This window comes from Sphingobacterium sp. lm-10, assembly GCF_023554555.1.
In the GTDB taxonomy this organism is placed as follows: domain Bacteria; phylum Bacteroidota; class Bacteroidia; order Sphingobacteriales; family Sphingobacteriaceae; genus Sphingobacterium.
In genome coordinates this window covers 57,623-78,689 of sequence record NZ_JAMJWC010000004.1, presented here as the reverse complement: position 1 = coordinate 78,689, position 21,067 = coordinate 57,623, and the positions used below count along the sequence as shown (strand labels likewise).

Genomic DNA, 21,067 nt, shown 5'->3' with positions numbered 1-21,067 from the left:
AATATGCAAAGCATAAACGTCTTTGCGAGAAGGAGGAACGACGACGAAGCAATCTTATATTCGAAAAATGCAGATTGCTTCGTCAGGCTTCCTCGCAATGACGATTTTTTGATCTTAAAGGCTGTTTTTCACCCGCTCTTTCTGTTTTATTGACCAAAGATGCGCTGATACTTCTCATCCAGAGCCTGTACCTCTGCTAGTAACTTAGGGTACTTTTCATCCTGCAACATCTCGGTATACATCGCCAAAGTCGTCATCCCCAGTCGAATATTCCGTACATCGGGCTCTTGTTTATCCACGTACACTGCTGCTTTATAATCCATATCGGCTGCCAAAAATGCTAGATTTTGCTGCAACATGGTATTAGCTTCATCAGCTTGCTTCGTTTTGTATAAAGTATCAATCACCAATGTGTTTTGATACACTTGGCTAAGGTTGTGTACTTGCATTGGTCTTTCTCTGTAGGCGATAGCAGCTACTCGACCGGCTTTATCCATCGCATGCTGTTGCCGCAATTCCTGTAATGCCAGATGTAGCACGTCTGGATATAGAAAATTCTCATAAATAAAGCGAGAATCCGTATCCAAATGTGCCAATGTATTCAGATTTCCCCATTGCAGTTTTTTCGTGATATTTTCATATAGCGTATCTATGTTTACCAGAGTTGGCTGTTCTACGGATTGGCCACGCTCTACCGGCATTAACCGATGCACCAACCCTTCCGAGACCAAGTATTTGTCTAACCCCATGGTATGCTCTTCGGGCATTCTGGAAAAGAAATACACCGGACGTTCCCAATTATTATTCACCAGCAAAGACATCAGCCCGAGCTCGGCTCTCGATACATAATTTTTGTTGTAAGTCCACTCCAATTGATCTGGAATGCTATCTTCCCAGGCTTTTGGAACCACATTATTCGCAATCACGGCATCTTTATCAATAGCTAGTTGGAAGTTTTTGGTGGGTAGCACGTTTGCATACGTTCCGCTTTGCATTTGCACCTGATTACTACGGTCGTCCGAAAGCAGAATGTCTAATAAAGTCTTCACATCCACATGCCCATCAATCTGCATATCTACGAACATCAAACCGTCGCGCACACCTTTTGCAATTTTCTGTGGTTCGATATCAATGGGCAAAGCCTTTAAATCGGCCTGATCCTGCACCAACTGTTTGAGGTACCAGTCGGATTGTAAATATCCAATATTAACCACGCGTACATCACGTCGTATTTGCTCCACCTCCTGTAGATACCACAATGGAAACGTGTCATTATCTGTATAGGTGAATAAGATGGCATTAGGTGCACAGGATTCCAGGTAATTGTATGCCATGTGTTTCGCCATGATGCGGTCTGATCGATCATGATCATCCCAGTTCTCTACCATCAACAAAATTGGTGCAGCCAAAATACCGATGACTACTGCTGAACCCGCAGCCCAGCGTAAAGCCATCCGTTTGCGTAATACTTCTGTAATGGCCAAAGCTCCCATACCAATCCAGATGGAGAACATATAGAAAGAGCCAGCGTATGCGTAATCACGTTCTCGGGGTTGCAATGGAGATTGATTGAGGTAAAGGACAATGGCGATCCCGGTAAAGAAGAAAAGCAAGGTAATGACCAAAGCATCTCGTTTACTCTTCCGAAAATGCCAAATTAGTCCAGCCACACCAATCAACAGAGGCAGAAAGAAGTAGGTGTTGCGCGAAGGATCTTTTTTCAGAAAGGTATCTAACGCTTGTTGCCCACCCAGACGTGCCTCATCGATTGGCGTAATTCCAGATAGCCAATTCCCATTAAAAGAAGAAACCATGGGATTAGGCGTATCATTTTGTCTGCCGACAAAATTCCACATAAAATAGCGCCAATACATGTGATTGAGTTGATAACCTAGGAAAAAACTCAAGTTATCTGCCTGGGTAGGTGTTTGTCCATCGGCCAAACCTAGATAATTTTGATAATAGGAAGCATGTCGCTCACTCCAAACCCTTGGAAATAGCATTTCCTTATCGTACTGATAGGATCTTCCTGAGGAGATTGCGGTGTATTGCGCAGGATCTTTTCGGTAGAATGTTTGTTCATTGACATCAATTGCATTCGCATTATATGTTGGGCCCTTCAGCAAAGGTTCTGAAGGGTATTGCTCTCGGGTGATGTAGCCATATAGGGAAAATACATCGTCTGGATTATTATTATTCAATGCGATTTCTGTTTGCGCACGGACGGGCAGAAAGGTGTACGAGCTATAGCCAAAAAGAACAAAGCAGGTACCCAGGATAGCGATATTCCAGATCGGTTTGTTACGCTGTTTGGAGACGATCAATCCGTAGATGAGCACCGTTGCTAAGAGCATAAAGAAAAAGACGATCCCGCTACCGAAAGGCAAGTGGAAGGTGTTTACAAAAGTGAGATCTACATAAGCGGCTAGTTTCACGGTGTATTGAATGACTCCCCAAAGAATAAATCCAAGTACTGCTACACCGATTAGCAAGGTTTTTAACACGCCTTTCCAATGTGCTTTCTGGCTCAGCTGAAAATAGACTAGTAAAGCAATAGCTGGAATGGTAAGCAGGTTGAGCAAATGTACGCCGATGGATAAGCCCATGACATAGGCAATCAGTAATAGCCATCGGTTGGCATCGGGTTGATCGGCACGATGCATCCATTTTACAGCCAGCCAAAGCACGACTGCGGTGCATAAAGAAGACATGGCATACACTTCGGACTCCACGGCAGAATACCAGAACGTGTCGGTAAAAGCATAGGCTAATGCACCGATGGCGCCAGCGCTTATTATTTGTAAAAGCTGCGTATGGGTAGGTTCCGAGCCGCGCTGTATCAAAACTTTACGCACCAGTGCCGTAATGGTCCAACAAAGGAAGACAATGGTGAAGCCACTACAGATCGCTGAACCGATATTCATCCAGAATGCGACCCGCGTGACATCGCCCCCAGCGAGATTGCTAAAAATATTTTGAATCATGAGAAATAGTGGCGCACCCGGCTGATGTACAATCTGTAGCTTGTATGCCGAAGCAATAAACTCGCCGGTATCCCACCAGCTGGTGGTGCGATCCGCGGTGAATATATACACTAGCGTCGCCAGTAGGCCACACACCCACCCTGTCAGGTTGTTCCATTTGTTGTAATTCATAATAAGGCAATTTAATCGTTCTAAAAGTAGGAATTATTTGCAGGCTAACCGGATGATTAACAAATCTTAACAAACTTGCGTTAACAAGAAATTTACCCTAATTTACCTTTGTTATGAAGAAGCCCATACTGGTTATTAAGTTTGGCTCTGCTGCGGTCACTGACCAGCAGGGAGACGTAGATGAACGCATCATTCTGGAAATTGCCCGGCAAGCCAGCAAATTGCAACAACACTATAATATGGTGCTCGTGTCGTCGGGAGCAGTGGCAGCCGGAAAGCGATTTCTGCCCCATTATCGTGGTACGCTCTCCGAGCGGAAGGCTGCCGCGGCCATAGGTAACCCGCGCTTGTTGCAGACCTATGCCACTTATTTTAAGCCTTTCCAAATTGCGCTGGCGCAAAGTCTGTGCGAGCGGCAGCATTTTGCCAATCGCGATCAGTTTTTGCAATTGAAAAACACCTATGAAACGCTTTGGCGTAACCAAATAATACCGATCGCTAATGAGAATGATGTGATCAGCAATCAGGAATTGAAGTTTTCAGATAATGATGAACTGGCAACATTAATTGCGGTGGGCTTTGGTGCCGAGAAATTGCTTTTTAGTACCTCTGTTCCAGGTGTGTTGGATGCGCAGGGAAACGTGGTGCCCGAGATTGTGCAAATTGATAGCGCAGTACTCGGGTTGGCCCGCAAAGATAAGTCGGCCGTAGGTCTGGGAGGAATGACGTCGAAGCTCAACTTTGCACGGTTGGCCAGCCAGATGGGCATAGAATCCGTTATCTTTAGTATGAAGACAGAAGATGGCCTTCTGAAGGCGATTCAAGGCGAAACGGGCACCGTATGCCGCGCGCAGGGCAAACGGATATCATCACGCCACAAATGGATGGCTTCCGGAAGTTTGATTTCGGGAAAGTTGGAGGTAGACGCAGGTGCGATCGAAGCACTAAAGGCGAGAAAGAGCCTGTTGGCCGTAGGTGTTCGGCAGATTATCGGAGATTTTGTTTCTGGAGAAATTTTCCAGCTGGTCGATGAGCAACAGGTCGTTCATGCGGTTGCCAAAGCCCGTATTGATTCGTCGGAGCTTCGGATGCAGGCTGGAAAGAAGAACCTGGAAGTTGCACATGCGGACGATATTGTGTTATTGTAGATAAGGCCTATTTTTCTACATGATGCAGTTGCTTATCTATTGTGAAGAATAGCGCGTTTAATACTATATTTACATGGCAAAACAATGAAATAATTTGGATTGCAGTGAGATCAACAGTTAGTGTAAATATGCCTGAGGGAAGACCTTATTGGTTCTGGAATCATGGCGTTTAAATAATAACAATGGGAATACGAGTAGAGAAAGATACGATCCTGAACTGGATCAATGAAATGGGAAAATTTCTGCGTTTGGTCGTGGAAAAGTGGGAGAGTGGCTTATCCACTTCTGATAAAGATGAGGAAGTTGCTGAGGGATATATCACTTATTTTGGCAAAGGACGGGATTACTTTCAATCCCTGGATATTACTGGATTGAAAGCTTATACCGATGAAACCTTACAATCAGAACAGGTTCGGCCGTTAGCATTACTGCTTATGTACGACGGATTGCTAACTACTGATAAATCTTTGTTGGAAAAAGCAAAGGGTTTACTGGAGTATCATGCCGCCAAAACAGGAAGTTTCTCCTTCGAAGATTTCGATCACTTAGCCAAGATTGACGCCACGCTGAAGCATGGCTAAATAGTGGATTGGAAAGTCTGACAATGTAGATTTTTATTTGACTGTAGCTAAAGATTCTTTACTTCAAAATTTCCCGCGCAATCACCAGTCGCTGTATCTCTGAGGTGCCTTCGTAAATCTGGGTAATCTTCGCGTCTCGCATTAGTCGTTCCACGTGGTATTCCTTCACATAGCCATATCCACCATGGATCTGTATTGCTTCAACGGTGTGCTTCATCGCCACCTCTGAGCTGTGCAGTTTTGCAATCGCAGCTTCTTTACCGTAAGGCAGGCCTTCATCTTTGGTCCATGCCGCTTTGTAAGTTAGCAAGCGCGCCGCCTCGATTTCTACCTCCATATCGGCCAACTTGAATTGTATTGCCTGATGGTTACTGATAGGCTTGCCAAAGGTTTTGCGTTCTTGTGAATAAGCCAATGCCAGATCGTATGCGCCAGCCGCTATGCCTAGGGCTTGTGCAGCGATGCCGATCCGTCCTCCATCCAGAGTTTTCATGGCAAATTTAAATCCGAATCCATCTTCTCCGATGCGGTTTTCCTTAGGTACTTTTGCGTCTGAGAACATCAAAGAATGCGTATCCGAACTACGGATGCCTAATTTGTTCTCTTTTGGACCAATACTAAACCCCGGTGTTCCTTTCTCTACAATCAATACATTGATTCCGCGATGTCCTAAAGCAGCATCCGTTTGTGCAATCACCAGATATATATCTGCATTCCCACCATTTGTAATCCAATTTTTCGTGCCATTCAAAAGATAGTGATCGCCTTTATCTTCCGCTGTAGTGTGTTGTGATGAAGCATCGGATCCTGCCTCTGGTTCTGATAAGGCAAAGGCCCCTAGTTTTTCACCAGTCGCCAAAGGTCGCAAGTATTTCTCCTTTTGTTCTTCTGTTCCGTATTCATTTAGCCCCCACAAAACGAGGGAATTATGTGCGGATAAGATTACGGCAGCTGAAGCGTCAATTTTTGCAATCTCTTCCAGCACCAATACATAAGCTAGCGTATCTAACCCCGCTCCGCCGTACGCTTCTGGCACCATGAGTCCCATAAAACCTAAATCTGCCATTTTTTTCATGAATTCATGTGGAAAAAGAGCTTTCTCATCCCGTTCGATCACGCCAATCTTCAACTCTTGGGCAAATTCACGAGCTGCTTCCCTGATCATACTATGCTCTTCGGATAACTTAAAGTTCATCATATCGTATACCTTGGTTACCCAAATATAAATTAATTTATTATGCTAGCATAATAAATGACGGTCTTTTTATTTATTAATGTAGTGGATTTTCCTATTTTTTGGATATCATTACTATCTAAAGACCCAGCAAGCACCTGTATGAAAAGTTTTGAAAATGACCCAATAGATTTAGACATGCTTCCTCAATGGGAAACGGTATCGTTTTATAACATCTCCAAAAAGTATCGTTTCTTGATCGTGACCAATACCGTGCTTATTTGGTTACTGGCCTTGGCTATTTTAGCCATTGTGGTCGTCACCTCAGACGAAGGAAGTATGGACAAGCAGGTTTGGATCGGTACTTCGATTTTTTTGACGTTATTATGCGGTGTATATTTGGTTTTCAACCTGATCTCTTTTCGGCGTCGTGGTTATGCCATTCGTCAGCATGATGTTTTATACCGAGCAGGCGTCTTCTCCCAGTACACGGTAGTCATTCCTATCAAGCATATTCAGCACATCAAAGTGAAAACTTCCGTTATTGGCAGATTACTTGGTTTAGTATCCGTCGAGCTTTTTACCGCTGGCGCAGGAAAAGACATGCATATTGCAGGTTTGGACAATCAACATGCATTGGCCTTGCAGCAACACCTGTCGGAACGGGTATCCACTATTGACCAACAATCTTCCCTGAAAGATGCATAAGTCAATCGATTTTTCAAAACCCAACCGATTAGATGCGGGAGGGTTTATTGTCGAAGGTTTGCTTTCTTTTGGAAGGATTTTGCGCTCTCTGGCGCTTCCCTTGGTGTTTATCGCCCTAAAGAGCGGGCATCTTTTCCTTACCTGGCAATTCTGGGCAATTTTGGGTGGGTTGGTTACGCTACATTTTGTATACTCCTATTTTCGACATCGTAATTTTATATTTTATGTGGATGAGGAGTCACAGACTTTTGTATTGAGTAGCGGGCTGCTCAATAAGAGTAAGGTGGTATTAAAATTTGAAAATATTCTACAGGTTAATGTGCGCCAAAACGTGATACAGCAAGCACTGGATTTGTATAGTCTAGAAATCGACTCGGCCGGAAGCAAAGAGAAAGAAGTACATTTGTATGCGCTGAGTGAGCCGACAGCGTTAGCACTGCGCGATTATTTGGTGGCCAAAAATCTATCGGAAACGGAGAGTGTAGACGGTTCGGTACAACACGATCCTGTGGTGGATGAACTATTGTTCCGGATTCCAAATGTGTCTATCCTGTTGGTGAGTTTATTTACTAATTATAAACAGGGGCTGCTGCTGTTCTTCACCTTTATCATCGGTTTGTTTGATGCCTTTCGTGATTTCATCCCTAAGCTAGATTACGAGGGATATTACCAAGACTACCAGTCTCAATGGATGAATTTTATTGGGCAGCTATTGCTCATTTTCGCTGTTATTCTATTGATCCCAATCCTCATCAATCTGGTTAAATACTTCTTTGGCTACTTCAGCTTTTCTCTCAAAAAGAATAGTAAAGGAGACTTTATGATGAATTATGGACTGTTTCAGCTACAACAGGTTATTTTTAACCGAAAGAAGATCCAGATGATGACCTTTGTGCAAAACCGTATTTTGCGATTAATGGACGTGGGTGTGTTGTCGCTTCATCAGGTCAATACCGATCCTCAGCAAAGAGAGCAAGGCACTATTCATATTCCTGGAATAAACACATCAGCGAGAGAAGCCGTGTGGCAGTTGGTCTTCGGTAGATCACTATCTGAAGCTGCACAGCAGAGGAAAAAGCCCAAAATAGGAATGTTCATCAGTCGGATGGTGAAGCTCACGCTAATTGCATTGGCTACCGCATTATTTTGGTATTACAAAGATGGGGCAGCTGTTGGATTATGGGGGATTTGCTTGTTTTTTATGCTATTGAGCCTATATAATATCATTTATTATCGCTCTTATACATTTAAAATATTCCCAGACTGCCTGGTCAAGGAAGATGGTGTTTGGGATCGAAAGCAGGTAGTTCTGCCGATTGATCGGGTAGTAGCAATTACCGTATCGCAAACGTTGTGGCAACGACTTCCACAAACGGCTAATTTGCATATTAGTACGGCTTCTGGAGAGGTTGTTTTTCGTCATTTCGATCGCCAAGATTTGGTCGATTTATCCAATCAATTATTGTATTGTGTTGAAAGAGAGTAATTTTTGACAAAACACTCCGCAGTCTGCTTTGTTATGATTATAATATCTAGTATATTAGTAGATATTGAAATGTTCACAAAGAAAGGAGTTTAAGATATGAGTTTAAGATTGGGCGATGATGCCCCTAATTTTCAGGCACAAACGACTGTTGGAGAAATTGATTTTTACGATTATACAAAAGATAGTTGGGTTGTTTTGTATTCCCATCCTTCCGATTACACCCCAGTATGTACTACAGAGCTAGGACGTACTGCACAGCTAAAGCAAGAGTTTGAGGCACGTAACGTGAAGGTTTTAGCCTTGAGTGTTGATTCTGTAGAAGATCATCACGAGTGGATTAAGGATATCAATGAGACGCAAAATACCACAGTAGATTTTCCGGTAATTGCAGATAAGGATCGTAAGATCGCAGAATTGTACGATATGATTCATCCTAATGCGTCGGCAACCGCTACCGTACGATCGGTATTCGTTATTGGACCAGACCATAAGGTGAAATTGACGTTGACTTATCCGGCTTCTACTGGAAGAAATTTTCAGGAAATCCTGCGTGTGATTGATTCACTACAGCTTACGGCGGAGTACTCAGTAGCTACACCAGCAGATTGGAAACATGGAGAAGACGTGATTGTCGTACCGGCTATCAAAACGGAAGATATTCCAGCTAAGTTTCCAAAAGGACACAAGGAGATAAAGCCCTATTTACGCACGACGCCTCAGCCAAATATCTAGGCGACTAGTTGAATTTTAAAGAATAGGTCGGGCAAATAAACCCAAAAGGCATGGTATCAATGATGCCATGCCTTTTGGGTTTATTTAAACTACGACAAGATTTTAGTACACCTTCACGATATAGATAAAGTCCTGTAATCGTTTAATTTGTTCGGTACGACTTAAGCTGCTCATGGAATTCTTTTCGCTCAAATCTACGTCACCTCTTAATACATCTGCAGGAATCTCTTTAAGGGCATTCATTAAAGCTTCTGTCTTGATCGCAAACCCTGCACCATCTATGCCCTTTTGTTTTCCGGAGATAATTCCAATGATATTTCCATAATGGTCGAATACTGGTCCGCCACTATTTCCTGGGTTTACAGGAATAGAGATTTGATACGCCAAGGTGTCGCCGGCATAACCGGTAGCAGAGCTTAAGTAACCCTCTCCGTATACCGCTTCATCGCGTGGGTATCCGATGGTGAAGATGTCATCGCCCAAATCCAAATTCTGACGTCTAAACGAGTAGGGAACATTTTTATTCGGCGTGAATTCGCTGTCGCTGATGTGCAGAATAGCTAAATCTTTTGACATATCCTTATAGATGATGTCTGCTTTATAGGATTGGCCCTGGCGGTTTTGCAAATGCACAGAATCGGCTCCATTCACTACGTGATAATTAGTAACTACATAACCATTCTTGTTCAATAAAAACCCAGTTGCACCATAATGTATTGCAGGTTGCTCACTTTGGTTATTATTAATGTTTTTGATGGCAGTATGCTGTGCATTGACATTACGCTTCACGTTATTTACCTCGCGACGCAATGCACTGTAATCCGAGGTTGTTCTCTTGATGGTAGAAAAATATCCGGTGCTGTACAAAGTCGCTAGTGAGGATAAGATCGCTACCACTGCAGCAGCTACACCATTGATGCGAAGTACATTCCACAATCTGGTAACAACCGTAGTACTGCGATAGTCTTGGTCGAATACCTCTTCTAATGTATCCTTAAATTCTGCTCGTCGCTGATACTGCTCTATCTCACTAATCAGCACTTGATGCTGCGCAAACTTCTCCTCAAAAAGAGGATTCTCGTGGCGGAATTGATCGAACGTAGCACGCTCCTCCGTACTGAGCTCGTTGGCTAGGTATCTGTCAGCTTGTTCCAGAAATTCTTGTAGGGTCCATTTTCCCATCTTCCAATTTTTTTGAAGGTCTATAACACAACATTCAGTCAGAATCGCCCGAATGCATTGCTATAATGGGAGCTAGGCATCGTGCGGGTTTCCGCTGAAAAATAATTTTTTTAGTCTTTGCAGGCACTTATATTTTTGGGTTTTTGCATTATCTGTATTGGTATACCCAAATTTTTCGCAAATGTCTTGCATCGACTTACTCCGGAGATAAAAATCCGTTAATATACTTTGACAAGGTTCTCCCAAAATTTGAAGAGCACTTTCCATTTTCTCAAACTGCCGTTCCTGATCTTCATGCAACTGTAGATCTTCATTTAGATCTAGGCTTTCTTCGAATCCATCTTGCTCAATTGAGTAATGGTTGTTCGATTTTTTGCTCAACTGCTTCAGCCACAGCCTGCGACTTACTGCATAGAGAAATGTTTTCAGCTTGCTCTCTAATACAAAGCCTTGTCCGGTAACCTTATCGTATAACACCATAACCGCTTCCTGAAAGACATCTTTTGCTTGGTCTTTCGATCCGTTGTTATTCAGGATCATCCGCTCTACATAAGGGTAATGCAACTTATAAAGTTGCAAAATCACCCGATTATCCCGATTGGCTATGCCTTTCAGGAGAGATAGATCGTCGATCTCTTTTGGCAATATGTTTCTAATATTACTCACCTATTAATACGTTGTTAGCCTCAATAGTAACCCGTTGATATGAACTTAATTTATAAAAATAATGTCAAACGTAGTAGATTTTTTATGAAATGCATCTCCTTCTGTTTTTCTTTTCGCTATGTGATTGACAATGAGCTTATTTTTTGATGCTTAATTCATCTAGCACATGCGGTAATGTCGATCCATCTAGGACTTTAAACGTTATTTTATGGCATTTGTTTCAAAGCTACTAACAGCCAGCAAATCCTAAAAAAAGCCTTAAACCAAAAAAGGTCTTCATCTAACAAGATGAAGACCTTTTTACAATCGCGGTCTGGACGGGACTCGAACCCGCGACCCCATGCGTGACAGGCATGTATTCTAACCAGCTGAACTACCAGACCTAATAAAAAAGTACTTGAGAATAATGGCGGTCTGGACGGGACTCGAACCCGCGACCCCATGCGTGACAGGCATGTATTCTAACCAGCTGAACTACCAGACCATTTCCCCTCTTTTAGAAGGTGTGCAAATATAGTGTTTATTTCTATATCCGCTAGTACTTTTTTCAAAAAAGCTACTCTACGGTACCTTCCTTCATCTTTTCTGCATTTTCTGCAAACTGCAAGGCATCGATAATATCTTGAATGGCGCCATCCATTACCGCAGGCAAGTTATACATAGTCAGGCCTATGCGGTGCTCAGTGACTCTACCCTGTGGATAATTGTAGGTGCGAATTTTTGCCGAACGGTCTCCGGTAGATACCATTGTTTTTCGTTTAGCAGCAACGTCGCCATGTTTCTTTTGTACTTCCAATTCATACAGCTTATTTCGTAGCATTTCCATAGCCAGCTCTCGGTTGGCCAACTGTGAACGCTCTACCTGACAAACCACCACAATACCGGAAGGTTTGTGGGTTAGCTGTACCTTCGTTTCCACTTTGTTGACGTTCTGTCCACCAGCACCACCAGAACGAGAAGTTTGCAATTCCACGTCAGCCGGGTTGATCTCCACATCGACTTCTTCCGCTTCCGGAAGTACGGCTACTGAGGCAGCGGATGTATGCACACGGCCTTGTGTTTCAGTATCTGGTACTCGCTGTACACGGTGTACGCCAGATTCATATTTTAGTTGCCCATAAGCATCCTCACCGATAACCTTCAACACCACCTCTTTATAGCCTCCAGAAGTGCCTTCGGTTACATCCATGACCTCATTTCTCCAGCCTTTAGTTTCAAAGTAGCGGGTGTACATGCGGTATAAGTCTCCCGCAAAAAGTGCGGCCTCATCACCACCGCTACCACCACGAATCTCTAGAATAGCATTTTTCGCATCTTCTGGGTCTTTCGGGATCAGCATTAAGCGAATCTCTTCTTCTTTTTCTTCTCTTTGGGTCCACAAGGTGTCCATTTCTTCCTTGGCCATCTCCCGCAGTTCCTGATCTTTTTCATTGGCAAGAATATCTTTGTTGGCATCGATATTACTAACGATGTTCTTATAGATATGGTATTGTTCTACGATTTTCGAAAGATCTTTATATTCCTTATTCAATTTAGCGAAACGTTTCATATCGCTAATGATATCTGGGCTGCTAAGTTCGGCCTCAACACTTTCCCAGCGCTCTTTTATTGCTTGTAATTTCTCTAACATAATGTATGTCCTATTGTATAGGGTTCAGCAACGTGATGCCTAGCTACAGGAGCCATGGCTCGCTCGTGCGAACGTATTGTAAAAGTGCACAAAAGTACTTAAAAAACTTTGCTTTAACGTGTGATTGGAGATATTTAAAGGCCGGATAAGCGACCAATTATCGCGTAGGAGTTATTGGTCTTTCCAGCTCTGAAGCTTCAATTCCTGACCGTTCCAGGAGGCATATGTTTCGTAATTCACCCACTCACCAAGATTGATAATTCGGCTAAGATCTTTGATCGGCAGATCATAAGGCAGGTGACGATGTCCGAAAATATAATAATCGTAATGCTTACTAGCCTCTACAGATGATGCGTATTGGTACAGCCATTCTTGATCCTCGCCTAGAAATGCAGCATTTTCTCCGCTTGACAACCGACTGTGCTTTGACCAAGATGTCGCAATGCCGACCCCTAAGTTAGGGTGGAGTCGGGCAAATAGCCATTGGCATAAAGGGCTTCGGAATATTTTCTTCAGAAATTTATACTTCCGATCGCCAGGCCCCAATCCGTCTCCGTGGTGCAGGTAAAATTGTTTTCCATCTAGTTCCAGAACCTGTTCATCGTCAATGATCGTTGCGTTTAATTCTTCTTTCAGATAGTCAAACATCCACATATCATGGTTGCCTTTAAAAAAGATGATGGGAATGCCTAGGTCGGCTAATTCTGCTAACTTGCCCAGAAAACGTATGTATCCCTTCGGTACTACGGTCTTGTACTCAAACCAGAAATCAAAGATATCGCCCATTAGATAGAGTGCTTTCGCATCCTGCTTAATGTGATCAAGCCAAGAGACAATGTGCTTTTCCCGCAGCTTAGATGCGGAAAGCGGATGGGCTCCCAAATGAAAGTCTGAAGCAAAATACACCGTCGTTTTCGTAGACATATCGACGAAATTACCTAATTTTATATTATGTTAGAATATTTATTTTTTGTAGAAACAGATAGAACATGATGGTAAATAAAAGATTTGGTTATTTAATAGTTTCAATAGCTTTCGTAGCCTGTAATGAATCTAAGGAGATCGCTCCCGCAGAGAGCATTACATTGAAGCCCTATCCTCAAACGGAAAAAGCAGATCAGAAAGATCTCTATTTTGGTACGACGGTAGAAGATCCGTACCGGTGGTTGGAAGATGATTTATCCGACAAAACAAAAGCATGGGTGGCGGCAGAAAATGAAGTGACGAATGACTACTTAAGTCAGATCCCGTTTCGCGAAGCCATGCGTGAGCGGTTACAGAAATTGTGGGATTTCGAAAAGGTGACAGCACCGTTTGAAGAAGGAGAGTTTACCTACTTTTATAAAAACGACGGTCTGCAAAATCAATATGTACTTTATCGTAAAAAAGGCGACAAGGATAAAGAAGAGGTGTTCTTGGATCCGAACAAATTTTCGGCAGATGGCACCACCTCATTGGCAGGTGTAAGCTTCAGCAAGGACGGTTCATTGGTAGCTTACCAGATTTCTGAAGGTGGATCCGACTGGCGTAAAGTGATCACATTGAACGCGGCTGATAAATCCGTAGTAGGGGATACGTTGATCAATGTTAAGTTTTCCGGCCTCTCTTGGAAAGGCAATGATGGCTTCTACTACAGCAGTTACGATAAACCGAAAGATGGGTCAGCACTGTCTGCTATGACTGATCAGCATAAATTATTTTTTCATAAGCTGAACACCCCGCAAACAGATGATGAATTGATCTTAGGCGGATCTACCTTTCCGCGCCGGTATATTGGTGCAGGAGTTACGGAAGATAATCGTTATCTGATTGCTAGTGCAGCCAATACTACGTCTGGCAATGCATTGTATATTAAAGATCTTACCAATCCTTCGGCTAAGTTTGTCGCAATTGTAGATAATATGGACAAAAATCACTCGCTGATCGATAACGATGGCACTAAGCTATTTATCTACACGGAGCTGAATGCACCGAATGGCCGTGTGGTATCCGCAGATTTTTCCAATCCGGGGACGACAGCGTGGAAAGATCTGATTCCAGAAACCGAACAGGTGTTACAACCATCCACCGGAGGTGGAAAAATCTTTGCTAACTATCTAAAAGATGCGACCTCGCTAGTTAAGCAATTTGATCGCAACGGCAAGTTGGAAAGAGAGATTGATCTACCTGGAGTAGGTACGGCGTCGGGATTTGGAGCCAAAGAAGAGGATAAAACCTTATATTATTCTTTCACTTCGTACGTGGATCCAGGGACCATCTTTAAGTACAATATCACGGAAGGAACATCTGAAGAATACAGACGCTCAGGCGTATTGTTTGATGCGGACAAATATGAGTCAAAGCAGGTCTTTTATACCTCGAAAGATGGCACGAAAGTGCCGATGATCATTACGCATAAGAAAGGTCTGAAGCTAGACGGTACCAACCCGACCTTATTGTATGGATACGGTGGTTTTAATATTAGTCTAACACCATCATTCAGCACTAGCAATATCTTATTGTTGGAGCAAGGCGGGATATTCGCCGTGGCTAACCTTCGTGGTGGCGGTGAATATGGCGAGAAATGGCACTTGGCAGGCACTAAATTGCAAAAGCAAAATGTATTTGACGATTTTATTGCGGCAGCAGAATACCTAGTGAATGAGAAATTCACTTCGTCGGATCGTCTGGCAATTGCGGGAGGTTCCAACGGGGGTCTTTTAGTTGGTGCGGCGATGACGCAACGTCCAGAATTATTCAAAGTGGCATTTCCGGCGGTAGGCGTGTTGGATATGTTACGCTACAATAAATTTACCGCTGGTGCTGGTTGGGCATTCGATTATGGTACTGCTGAAGATAGCGAAGAGATGTTTTCGTACCTGCATAAATACTCTCCATACCATGCCTTGAAAGCCAATACGGCTTATCCGGCTACGATGGTGATGACCGCAGATCACGACGACCGTGTAGTGCCAGCACATTCCTTTAAGTTTGCCGCGCGTTTGCAGCAGTACAACACCGGAGATAATCCGGTCTTAATCCGTATTGAAACCAAAGCCGGTCACGGCGCCGGAAAGTCGACCGAAATGGTAATTGCCGAGCAGGTAGATAAATGGGCATTTATGTTTCAGAATATGAACTTGCCTTTTAAGGAGATTAAGTAAATTATTTGTCGAAGCCCGCGTAGCGGGCTCTTAAACAGAAAAGTCGGACGATGAATATCGTCCGACTTTTTTTCGTTTTTATTCTGGGGTGAGCTGGGGTGCGATAAATTAGCTGGGATACATTAACTTTTTCTCATAGAGATAAGGTTACTTTGTTTTAATAGATGTCATCAGAAAAATATTCTCCTAAATTGACGTGTTTATTATCAGGCCCCATGAGTTTAAGTGCATTAACTATTTTCAGTTTTAGTTGTTCATTGTAGTCTTCCTCATTTAATAAAGAGGAGACTATTTCTGAAAGCAGATCCTTTCCAATAGCGTTGTCAGCTATGGCTACAGCAATATTCTCCATTTCAATAATGAACTTATTTACGATAACGTCTAACCCATTTACTTCAAGAAAGAAAGCTCCCATGGCGATCGACGTCCTTTTATTTCCATCATTAAAAGCGTGAAACTTATTAAATGCAAAAATTAGATGTGTTAGTTTCTTCTCAAAAGTTGGATAATAATCGTCATTTTGAATGTGAACTAAAGGGCTGTCAATATTTCCATAATCTTTAATTCCAGCTCTGCCTCCCGATATCTCGATGATTTTGTCATGAATTTTTATAGCATCATTAGCTCTGAAAAAATGGAATGCCATATTACCTTTCTTTTAATCTCCTGAATACATCTTTGTTTTCCTCTAAGCGTTGTTCCAAATCCATACTCCGATCCCCTAAAAACTTATCGTAATCATCTGAACTGACTTCATTAATGTATTCCTTCAGTTTCTCATGTAATGAATCTCTAAAGGCTAGATCTCTGCTTGCCATCAAACTTCTCGCTTTTTCCCTTAGCGGCATTAAAGTGGCCTCTGTGATTTGCTCATATTTTGAGTATATTATATGTGCTTCGGAAAGACTTAGTTTTTTCCCAAGCTGTTCATACTCGTTTTTCAAAAATTTGGAGAAACCATTTTCGTAAGCTGCTACTAAATCAAGTACTTCTGAGTACATCGTGTTCCGGACACTTTCTTTTGCATTTAGTCTCAAGACCTGTCGATATTCCTTTGCATTTTCGTTAAATATGCTTTTGTAGATCTTATCTGTTAGTTGTGCATATTTGAATTTGTTATCTGTAATATAAGCGTCTAGGGCATTGGTAAATTCTTGCCGATAGTTGTATTCTCTAATCGCACTAGATAAATACTCCTCTTCCCTTTGATTGATGAATTTTGTTTTCCCACCTAGTTTTTGATTTAATACATCGATGACTACATCCAACATGGTAGAACGAAGATTTTGAGCCTTTTCCGACCCGATCAAAAGCATGCCGATATTTAGGAATGATTTATAGGTAAAAACAGCTAATTGTGGAGTTCTTGATAAGCTATCTAGTTCATTTTCAAATGATTTTATCATGTTCCCGACATGTATGTCGGGAACATAGCTGCCCTCATTTACTTTTTGAATGAAGGCGACAATTCTATCCTTGAAGTCTTTTAACTTAAATCCGGTGTAAATTTCATAGCCACTTTCTACTACCTCTTCCTTGTGATTTTCTACAAGTCTTTCAACAGTGCGAATGTCCACCTCAAAATACTCTGCAACCTGTAGTTTAGTAAATCTAAACTTACCGTCGTGCTTAAATCCAAAAAAACCTATGTGCTGATATAATTCCTGTATAGCAACGTGGTTGTTTAATATGTTTTTTCTATCTAAATCAGAGTTTGTTAAATCCTTCAGCATATCTAAAATTACGATATTTTAGTTGGAGTTTTATTTTAGATTTTTTCAGTAGCCAAGTACAGGCTCGACTCTGTTTTCGATATTTAGGATTGTTACGAAGAAGTGAGTTTATTTAAGTGTGGGTAGTAATAAGTATATACCCTCCACGAATTATTGACATGAAATAGTAGTCGGTTTCCAGCTTATGGCATTTCCAGATAGTCAGTCGCTAGAAGAGGCATATTACCACCTATACCCTTTCAATGGAAAGTTCTTAGAGTCCATTTGGCCTTCGCGGGAGGTTTATTTTTAACTGTCGGATCAGTATTTATTAATGAACAAGGGCCAGATAGTCAAAACTATCCAGCCCTTTGTTGTTCGCAAGTCTTCTTTTAACGAAGCTTAGATGCTGAGCTTTTTCTTCATATCCTTCGCTAATCCATCTTTGTGCAACAATAAAGAAATGGTTTTATAACGTACAAACTCTTTAGTAACGTACATATAACCTTTGTAGTCGTTAGACTCGCCCCAAGAGTTTTTCACGGTGTAGTATTCCTTGCCATTTTGATCTTTCACCGAGCCAACGATGTGCATACCGTGATCGTCTGTGGTAGAGTAGTCGTCGAATGCGGCCTGACGTTGTGCTGGTGTGATGGTAGGCTCTGTCTTTGGACCGTTAAACATATCTGCCTGCTCCGCCGTTGTCATTTTTTCCACCGCTTTTTCTGGAACGTAAGCCACACCATTGCGCCAGCTAAAGCTTTTCTCCGACACATCGGTCGCCCACGCAATCGTATAACCTTTGCTTAACGCGTGATCGATGATATCCGTCATATCGTTGATCTGAACATTATGAAAACTCTCGAAAGACCAGTTGTCTGGAATAAGCAACACGAAAGACTCATAATAAGGATAGGCTTCGAAGGAAGATATCGCTACGTAATCTGCAGGTTTGATGCCGATGACCTGATCAGCGAAAGTCCGTGGAGTATAGTTTTTACCCTGATAGTTGAAGTTTTCTGGTACTTTTCCTAAATAAGCATCCAAGATGCCGGTATACGCTTCTATCCAGTTGGGACTTGGCTTTTTAGATTTTGCGACATTCTCGGCCATGTTGTGCAGGATCGGAGTCATATCGCCGAAATTGTTGCGTGTCTGGCCTTCTTGTAATCCGCTATACACTTCCTGAGGAACGGCGCCGTACTTTTTGAAAATGGTCAACACATCGTGTACCTGACCACCTTCACCCTGCGCTTGATCGCCGTGCAGGCGGACGTAATTCTTTGCTTTTTCTATATAGGTTTGGCGAGCAGTATAAATCTGGGAGATCTCAACTGGAGGCTTGCCCATACGGAGCATCTCGGATTCCAAAAATGAATTTCCAGAGTAAGACCAGCAGGTGCCTGTTGATCCTTGATCTCTGATCGGCGTATTTTCCAGGTTGATGACCTCAGTAAATTGAAATCCAGCTTTGCTATTCTCACTGGCATTGCCTTTAATGGAATTGATCAGATTGTCTTGTGCCTGAACGCCTAATGTGCCTATAAATAGGCCTAGCGACAGAACAATCGATTTGTTTACGTTCATGGTTTAGTCGTGTTTAGTAATAAGCACGAATTTATACATTATGAACGAAACTATAAACCTGTTTTATGGCCTGCTCATCGGATTGCCTTCGACTTTTTTCGGAAATACTAATGAAGCTATAATGCTGACAGCTAGAATACCTATAATGACGATTAAGGAATGAATCGTTTCGAATCCCCAACTATGCAGCCAGTCGTGTAGCAACATCTTTACACCGATAAAAACCAATAGGAAAGCCAATCCCACTTTGAGGTAATGAAACTTGTGAATGATATTGACCAACAGGAAAAACATAGAACGTAATCCTAATACAGCGAATATGTTCGAAAAGAACACGATGTACGGATCTTGCGTTACCGAAAAAATCGCAGGAATGGAGTCTACAGCAAAGATCAAATCCGTAAATTCGATTACAAGCAATACTAAGAACAATGGAGTCATATACCGTACCCCATTTTTGATGTCGAAGAAATTGCCGCTTTCCGTTTCGTGAGTGACTTTAAAGTATTTGGAAGCGAATTTCACCACCGGATGGCTTTTAGGATCCACTTCTTCCTCTTCGTTCCGCTTGATGTACATCATGATTCCTGTGTAAACCAAGAATGCACCAAAGAGGTATAGTATCCATCCAAATTTGGCAATAAGTGCTGCGCCAATAAAAATAAATATACAGCGTAAAAGAATAGCGCCGATAATACCCCAAACTAAGATCTTGTGGTAATATTTTTCCGGAATGCCGAAAGAAGAAAATAAGAGCACCATCACGAAGATATTATCTACGGAAAGTGCATACTCCACCACATAGCCTGTTAAGTACTCTAAACTCAGGTTGCGATTGTATAATGCAATACTCTGATCGAAGTTATTCTCGATCACTTCGATATTATGCGAGTGTCGATTAATGACCTCTTTTAGCGAAGCAAAGTCAGTAATACTATGTAGCTCGTGCCCCCAGAAATAGAGAATGAGGCCAAAACCCAAAGCGAATGTGATCCATACCAAACTCATGATGGTAGCAGATTGCAGGCTGATCGGTTTGTTGTCCTTCGCGAATAAACCTAGATCTATGGCTAACATGAGGATAATAAAAAGTATAAATCCTCCAAAAAATAGCAATTCGTGGCTCATATTTATTTGTTACGTTCTGTCGTGTATCGCACTAATTGCTCCAGCCCCGTTTTGTAGACGCTATCTGGAAATTCTGCCAAAATATCAAACGCTTCTTGTTGATACTGTAGCATACGCTCGGTAGCCATCTCCAACCCGTTACTGCTCCGCACAAATTGGACCACCTCCGCAATCTTCTCACGGTCTTCATTGTGGTTTTTTACTAAGTTAATGATGCGGCGTTTTTCTTTCTGATCTGCACCCTGTAAAGCTAAGATCAGCGGAAGCGTCATTTTCTTCTCTCGCACATCATTGCCGACCGGCTTACCCACATCGTCTATTCCAAAATCAAAAAGATCATCTTTTATCTGAAAGGCAATGCCAACCTTCTCACCAAACAAATGCAATCTTTTGATGGTCTCTTCAGAAGCGTCTGTAGAAGATGCTCCGCAGGCACAACAGGATGCAATCAGAGAGGCCGTCTTTTTTCGAATAATTTCAAAGTAAATCGGCTCTTTAATGTCCAGTTTGCGCGCTTTCTCGATTTGGAGTAACTCACCTTCACTCATCTCCTCTACGGCATCAGACATAATCTTGAGCAAATTGAGCTCATCATGCTTAACCGACAGGGACATTCCTTTAGATAGTAAAAAGTCGCCGACCAATACGGCAACCTTGTTTTTCCAAAGTGCATTCACAGAAAAAAATCCTCTGCGTTCATAGGCGTTGTCAACGACATCATCGTGTACCAGAGAAGCGGTATGCAATAGTTCTACCAAAGATGCTCCTCTGTAAGTCGATTCTGTAATACTACCTGTGAGTCCTGCAGATAGAAAAACGAACATAGGCCGCATTTGTTTTCCTTTCCTTTTCAGGATATATTGTGTAACCCGATCCAACAATGGTACCGAACTTTGCATGGATGCTTTGAATGTTTTTTCGAAGCGTTTGAGATGTTCAGAAATGGGTTCTTGTATTACGTCAAGTGTAAGCATGAATAGGTTCTAAAACCGAATAAAAATTGTCTAACGGTTGCTAATTGGAGGTAAAAATACT

Annotated in this window: 17 protein-coding genes and 2 tRNA genes; 6 read left to right on the top strand and 13 right to left on the bottom strand. The window is 42.3% G+C overall.

The annotated features are described in order from the left end of the window. Positions 1-146 precede the first annotated feature (146 nt). Positions 147-3,155, bottom strand: coding sequence for a protein O-mannosyl-transferase family (locus tag M8998_RS15795; RefSeq protein WP_249994586.1), 3,009 nt, complete (start codon positions 3,153-3,155; stop codon positions 147-149). Positions 3,156-3,268: 113 nt separating this feature from the next. Between M8998_RS15795 and proB the strand changes: the two genes are divergently transcribed. Both proB and M8998_RS15785 read left to right on the top strand, forming a co-directional pair. Next, entirely contained in the window at positions 3,269-4,303 is a 1,035-nt protein-coding gene (gene proB, locus M8998_RS15790; protein ID WP_249994584.1) for a glutamate 5-kinase, read from the top strand. A gap of 182 nt (positions 4,304-4,485) precedes the next feature. Further along, positions 4,486-4,884: a hypothetical protein gene (locus M8998_RS15785; protein ID WP_249994581.1), complete on the top strand. Its 399-nt coding sequence runs from the start codon at positions 4,486-4,488 to the stop codon at positions 4,882-4,884. A gap of 58 nt (positions 4,885-4,942) precedes the next feature. On the opposite strand, the gene M8998_RS15780 is transcribed toward M8998_RS15785, so the two are convergent. Beyond that, positions 4,943-6,079 (bottom strand): acyl-CoA dehydrogenase, encoded by a 1,137-nt coding sequence (locus M8998_RS15780; RefSeq protein ID WP_249995008.1) that lies wholly within the window; start codon positions 6,077-6,079, stop codon positions 4,943-4,945. A 141-nt stretch (positions 6,080-6,220) separates the two neighbouring features. Here M8998_RS15780 and M8998_RS15775 point away from each other — a divergent pair, with 141 nt between their 5' ends. The 3 genes from M8998_RS15775 (at position 6,221) to M8998_RS15765 (ending at position 8,984) form a co-directional block, all read left to right on the top strand. Beyond that, on the top strand, positions 6,221-6,766 hold the full coding sequence (locus M8998_RS15775; protein ID WP_249994578.1) for a PH domain-containing protein: 546 nt from the start codon (positions 6,221-6,223) through the stop codon (positions 6,764-6,766). Continuing rightward, complete coding sequence (locus tag M8998_RS15770) at positions 6,759-8,252, top strand: PH domain-containing protein (protein WP_249994575.1); 1,494 nt, start codon at positions 6,759-6,761, stop codon at positions 8,250-8,252. The genes M8998_RS15775 and M8998_RS15770 overlap by 8 nt, the downstream gene beginning before the upstream one ends. A 96-nt stretch (positions 8,253-8,348) precedes the next feature. Beyond that, complete coding sequence (locus M8998_RS15765; protein ID WP_249994572.1) at positions 8,349-8,984, top strand: peroxiredoxin; 636 nt, start codon at positions 8,349-8,351, stop codon at positions 8,982-8,984. Between the two features lie 102 nt (positions 8,985-9,086). Here M8998_RS15765 and M8998_RS15760 read toward each other — a convergent pair whose 3' ends face one another. The 6 genes from M8998_RS15760 to M8998_RS15735 form a co-directional block, all read right to left on the bottom strand. Further along, the gene (locus tag M8998_RS15760) at positions 9,087-10,166 is read right to left on the bottom strand and encodes a S1C family serine protease (protein WP_249994569.1); all 1,080 of its coding nucleotides are present in this window, start codon (positions 10,164-10,166) and stop codon (positions 9,087-9,089) included. A gap of 72 nt (positions 10,167-10,238) precedes the next feature. Then, positions 10,239-10,832, bottom strand: a complete 594-nt coding sequence (locus M8998_RS15755; RefSeq protein WP_249994566.1) for an RNA polymerase sigma factor — start codon at positions 10,830-10,832, stop codon at positions 10,239-10,241. Between the two features lie 309 nt (positions 10,833-11,141). Further along, a tRNA-Asp gene (locus M8998_RS15750) sits at positions 11,142-11,215 on the bottom strand. Between the two features lie 24 nt (positions 11,216-11,239). Beyond that, positions 11,240-11,316: transfer RNA gene (locus M8998_RS15745), tRNA-Asp, on the bottom strand. A gap of 72 nt (positions 11,317-11,388) precedes the next feature. After that, positions 11,389-12,462, bottom strand: coding sequence for a peptide chain release factor 1 (prfA, locus tag M8998_RS15740; RefSeq protein ID WP_249994564.1), 1,074 nt, complete (start codon positions 12,460-12,462; stop codon positions 11,389-11,391). Between the two features lie 171 nt (positions 12,463-12,633). Beyond that, positions 12,634-13,386 (bottom strand): UDP-2,3-diacylglucosamine diphosphatase, encoded by a 753-nt coding sequence (locus M8998_RS15735; protein ID WP_249994562.1) that lies wholly within the window; start codon positions 13,384-13,386, stop codon positions 12,634-12,636. Between the two features lie 68 nt (positions 13,387-13,454). On the opposite strand from M8998_RS15735, the gene M8998_RS15730 reads away from it, so the two are divergent. After that, the gene (locus tag M8998_RS15730) at positions 13,455-15,605 is read left to right on the top strand and encodes a prolyl oligopeptidase family serine peptidase (protein WP_249995001.1); all 2,151 of its coding nucleotides are present in this window, start codon (positions 13,455-13,457) and stop codon (positions 15,603-15,605) included. 157 nt (positions 15,606-15,762) lie between these two features. On the opposite strand, the gene M8998_RS15725 is transcribed toward M8998_RS15730, so the two are convergent. From M8998_RS15725 to M8998_RS15705, 5 genes are all read right to left on the bottom strand, one after another. After that, positions 15,763-16,251: a type II toxin-antitoxin system death-on-curing family toxin gene (locus tag M8998_RS15725; protein ID WP_249994559.1), complete on the bottom strand. Its 489-nt coding sequence runs from the start codon at positions 16,249-16,251 to the stop codon at positions 15,763-15,765. Between the two features lies 1 nt (position 16,252). Continuing rightward, the gene (locus tag M8998_RS15720; protein ID WP_249994557.1) at positions 16,253-17,338 is read right to left on the bottom strand and encodes a hypothetical protein; all 1,086 of its coding nucleotides are present in this window, start codon (positions 17,336-17,338) and stop codon (positions 16,253-16,255) included. 381 nt (positions 17,339-17,719) lie between these two features. Next, complete coding sequence (locus tag M8998_RS15715) at positions 17,720-18,904, bottom strand: C1 family peptidase (RefSeq protein ID WP_249994555.1); 1,185 nt, start codon at positions 18,902-18,904, stop codon at positions 17,720-17,722. 63 nt (positions 18,905-18,967) lie between these two features. Continuing rightward, positions 18,968-20,032, bottom strand: a complete 1,065-nt coding sequence (locus M8998_RS15710; protein ID WP_249994552.1) for a TerC family protein — start codon at positions 20,030-20,032, stop codon at positions 18,968-18,970. Positions 20,033-20,034: 2 nt separating this feature from the next. Then, positions 20,035-21,006, bottom strand: coding sequence for a polyprenyl synthetase family protein (locus M8998_RS15705; RefSeq protein WP_249994542.1), 972 nt, complete (start codon positions 21,004-21,006; stop codon positions 20,035-20,037). Positions 21,007-21,067 lie beyond the last annotated feature (61 nt).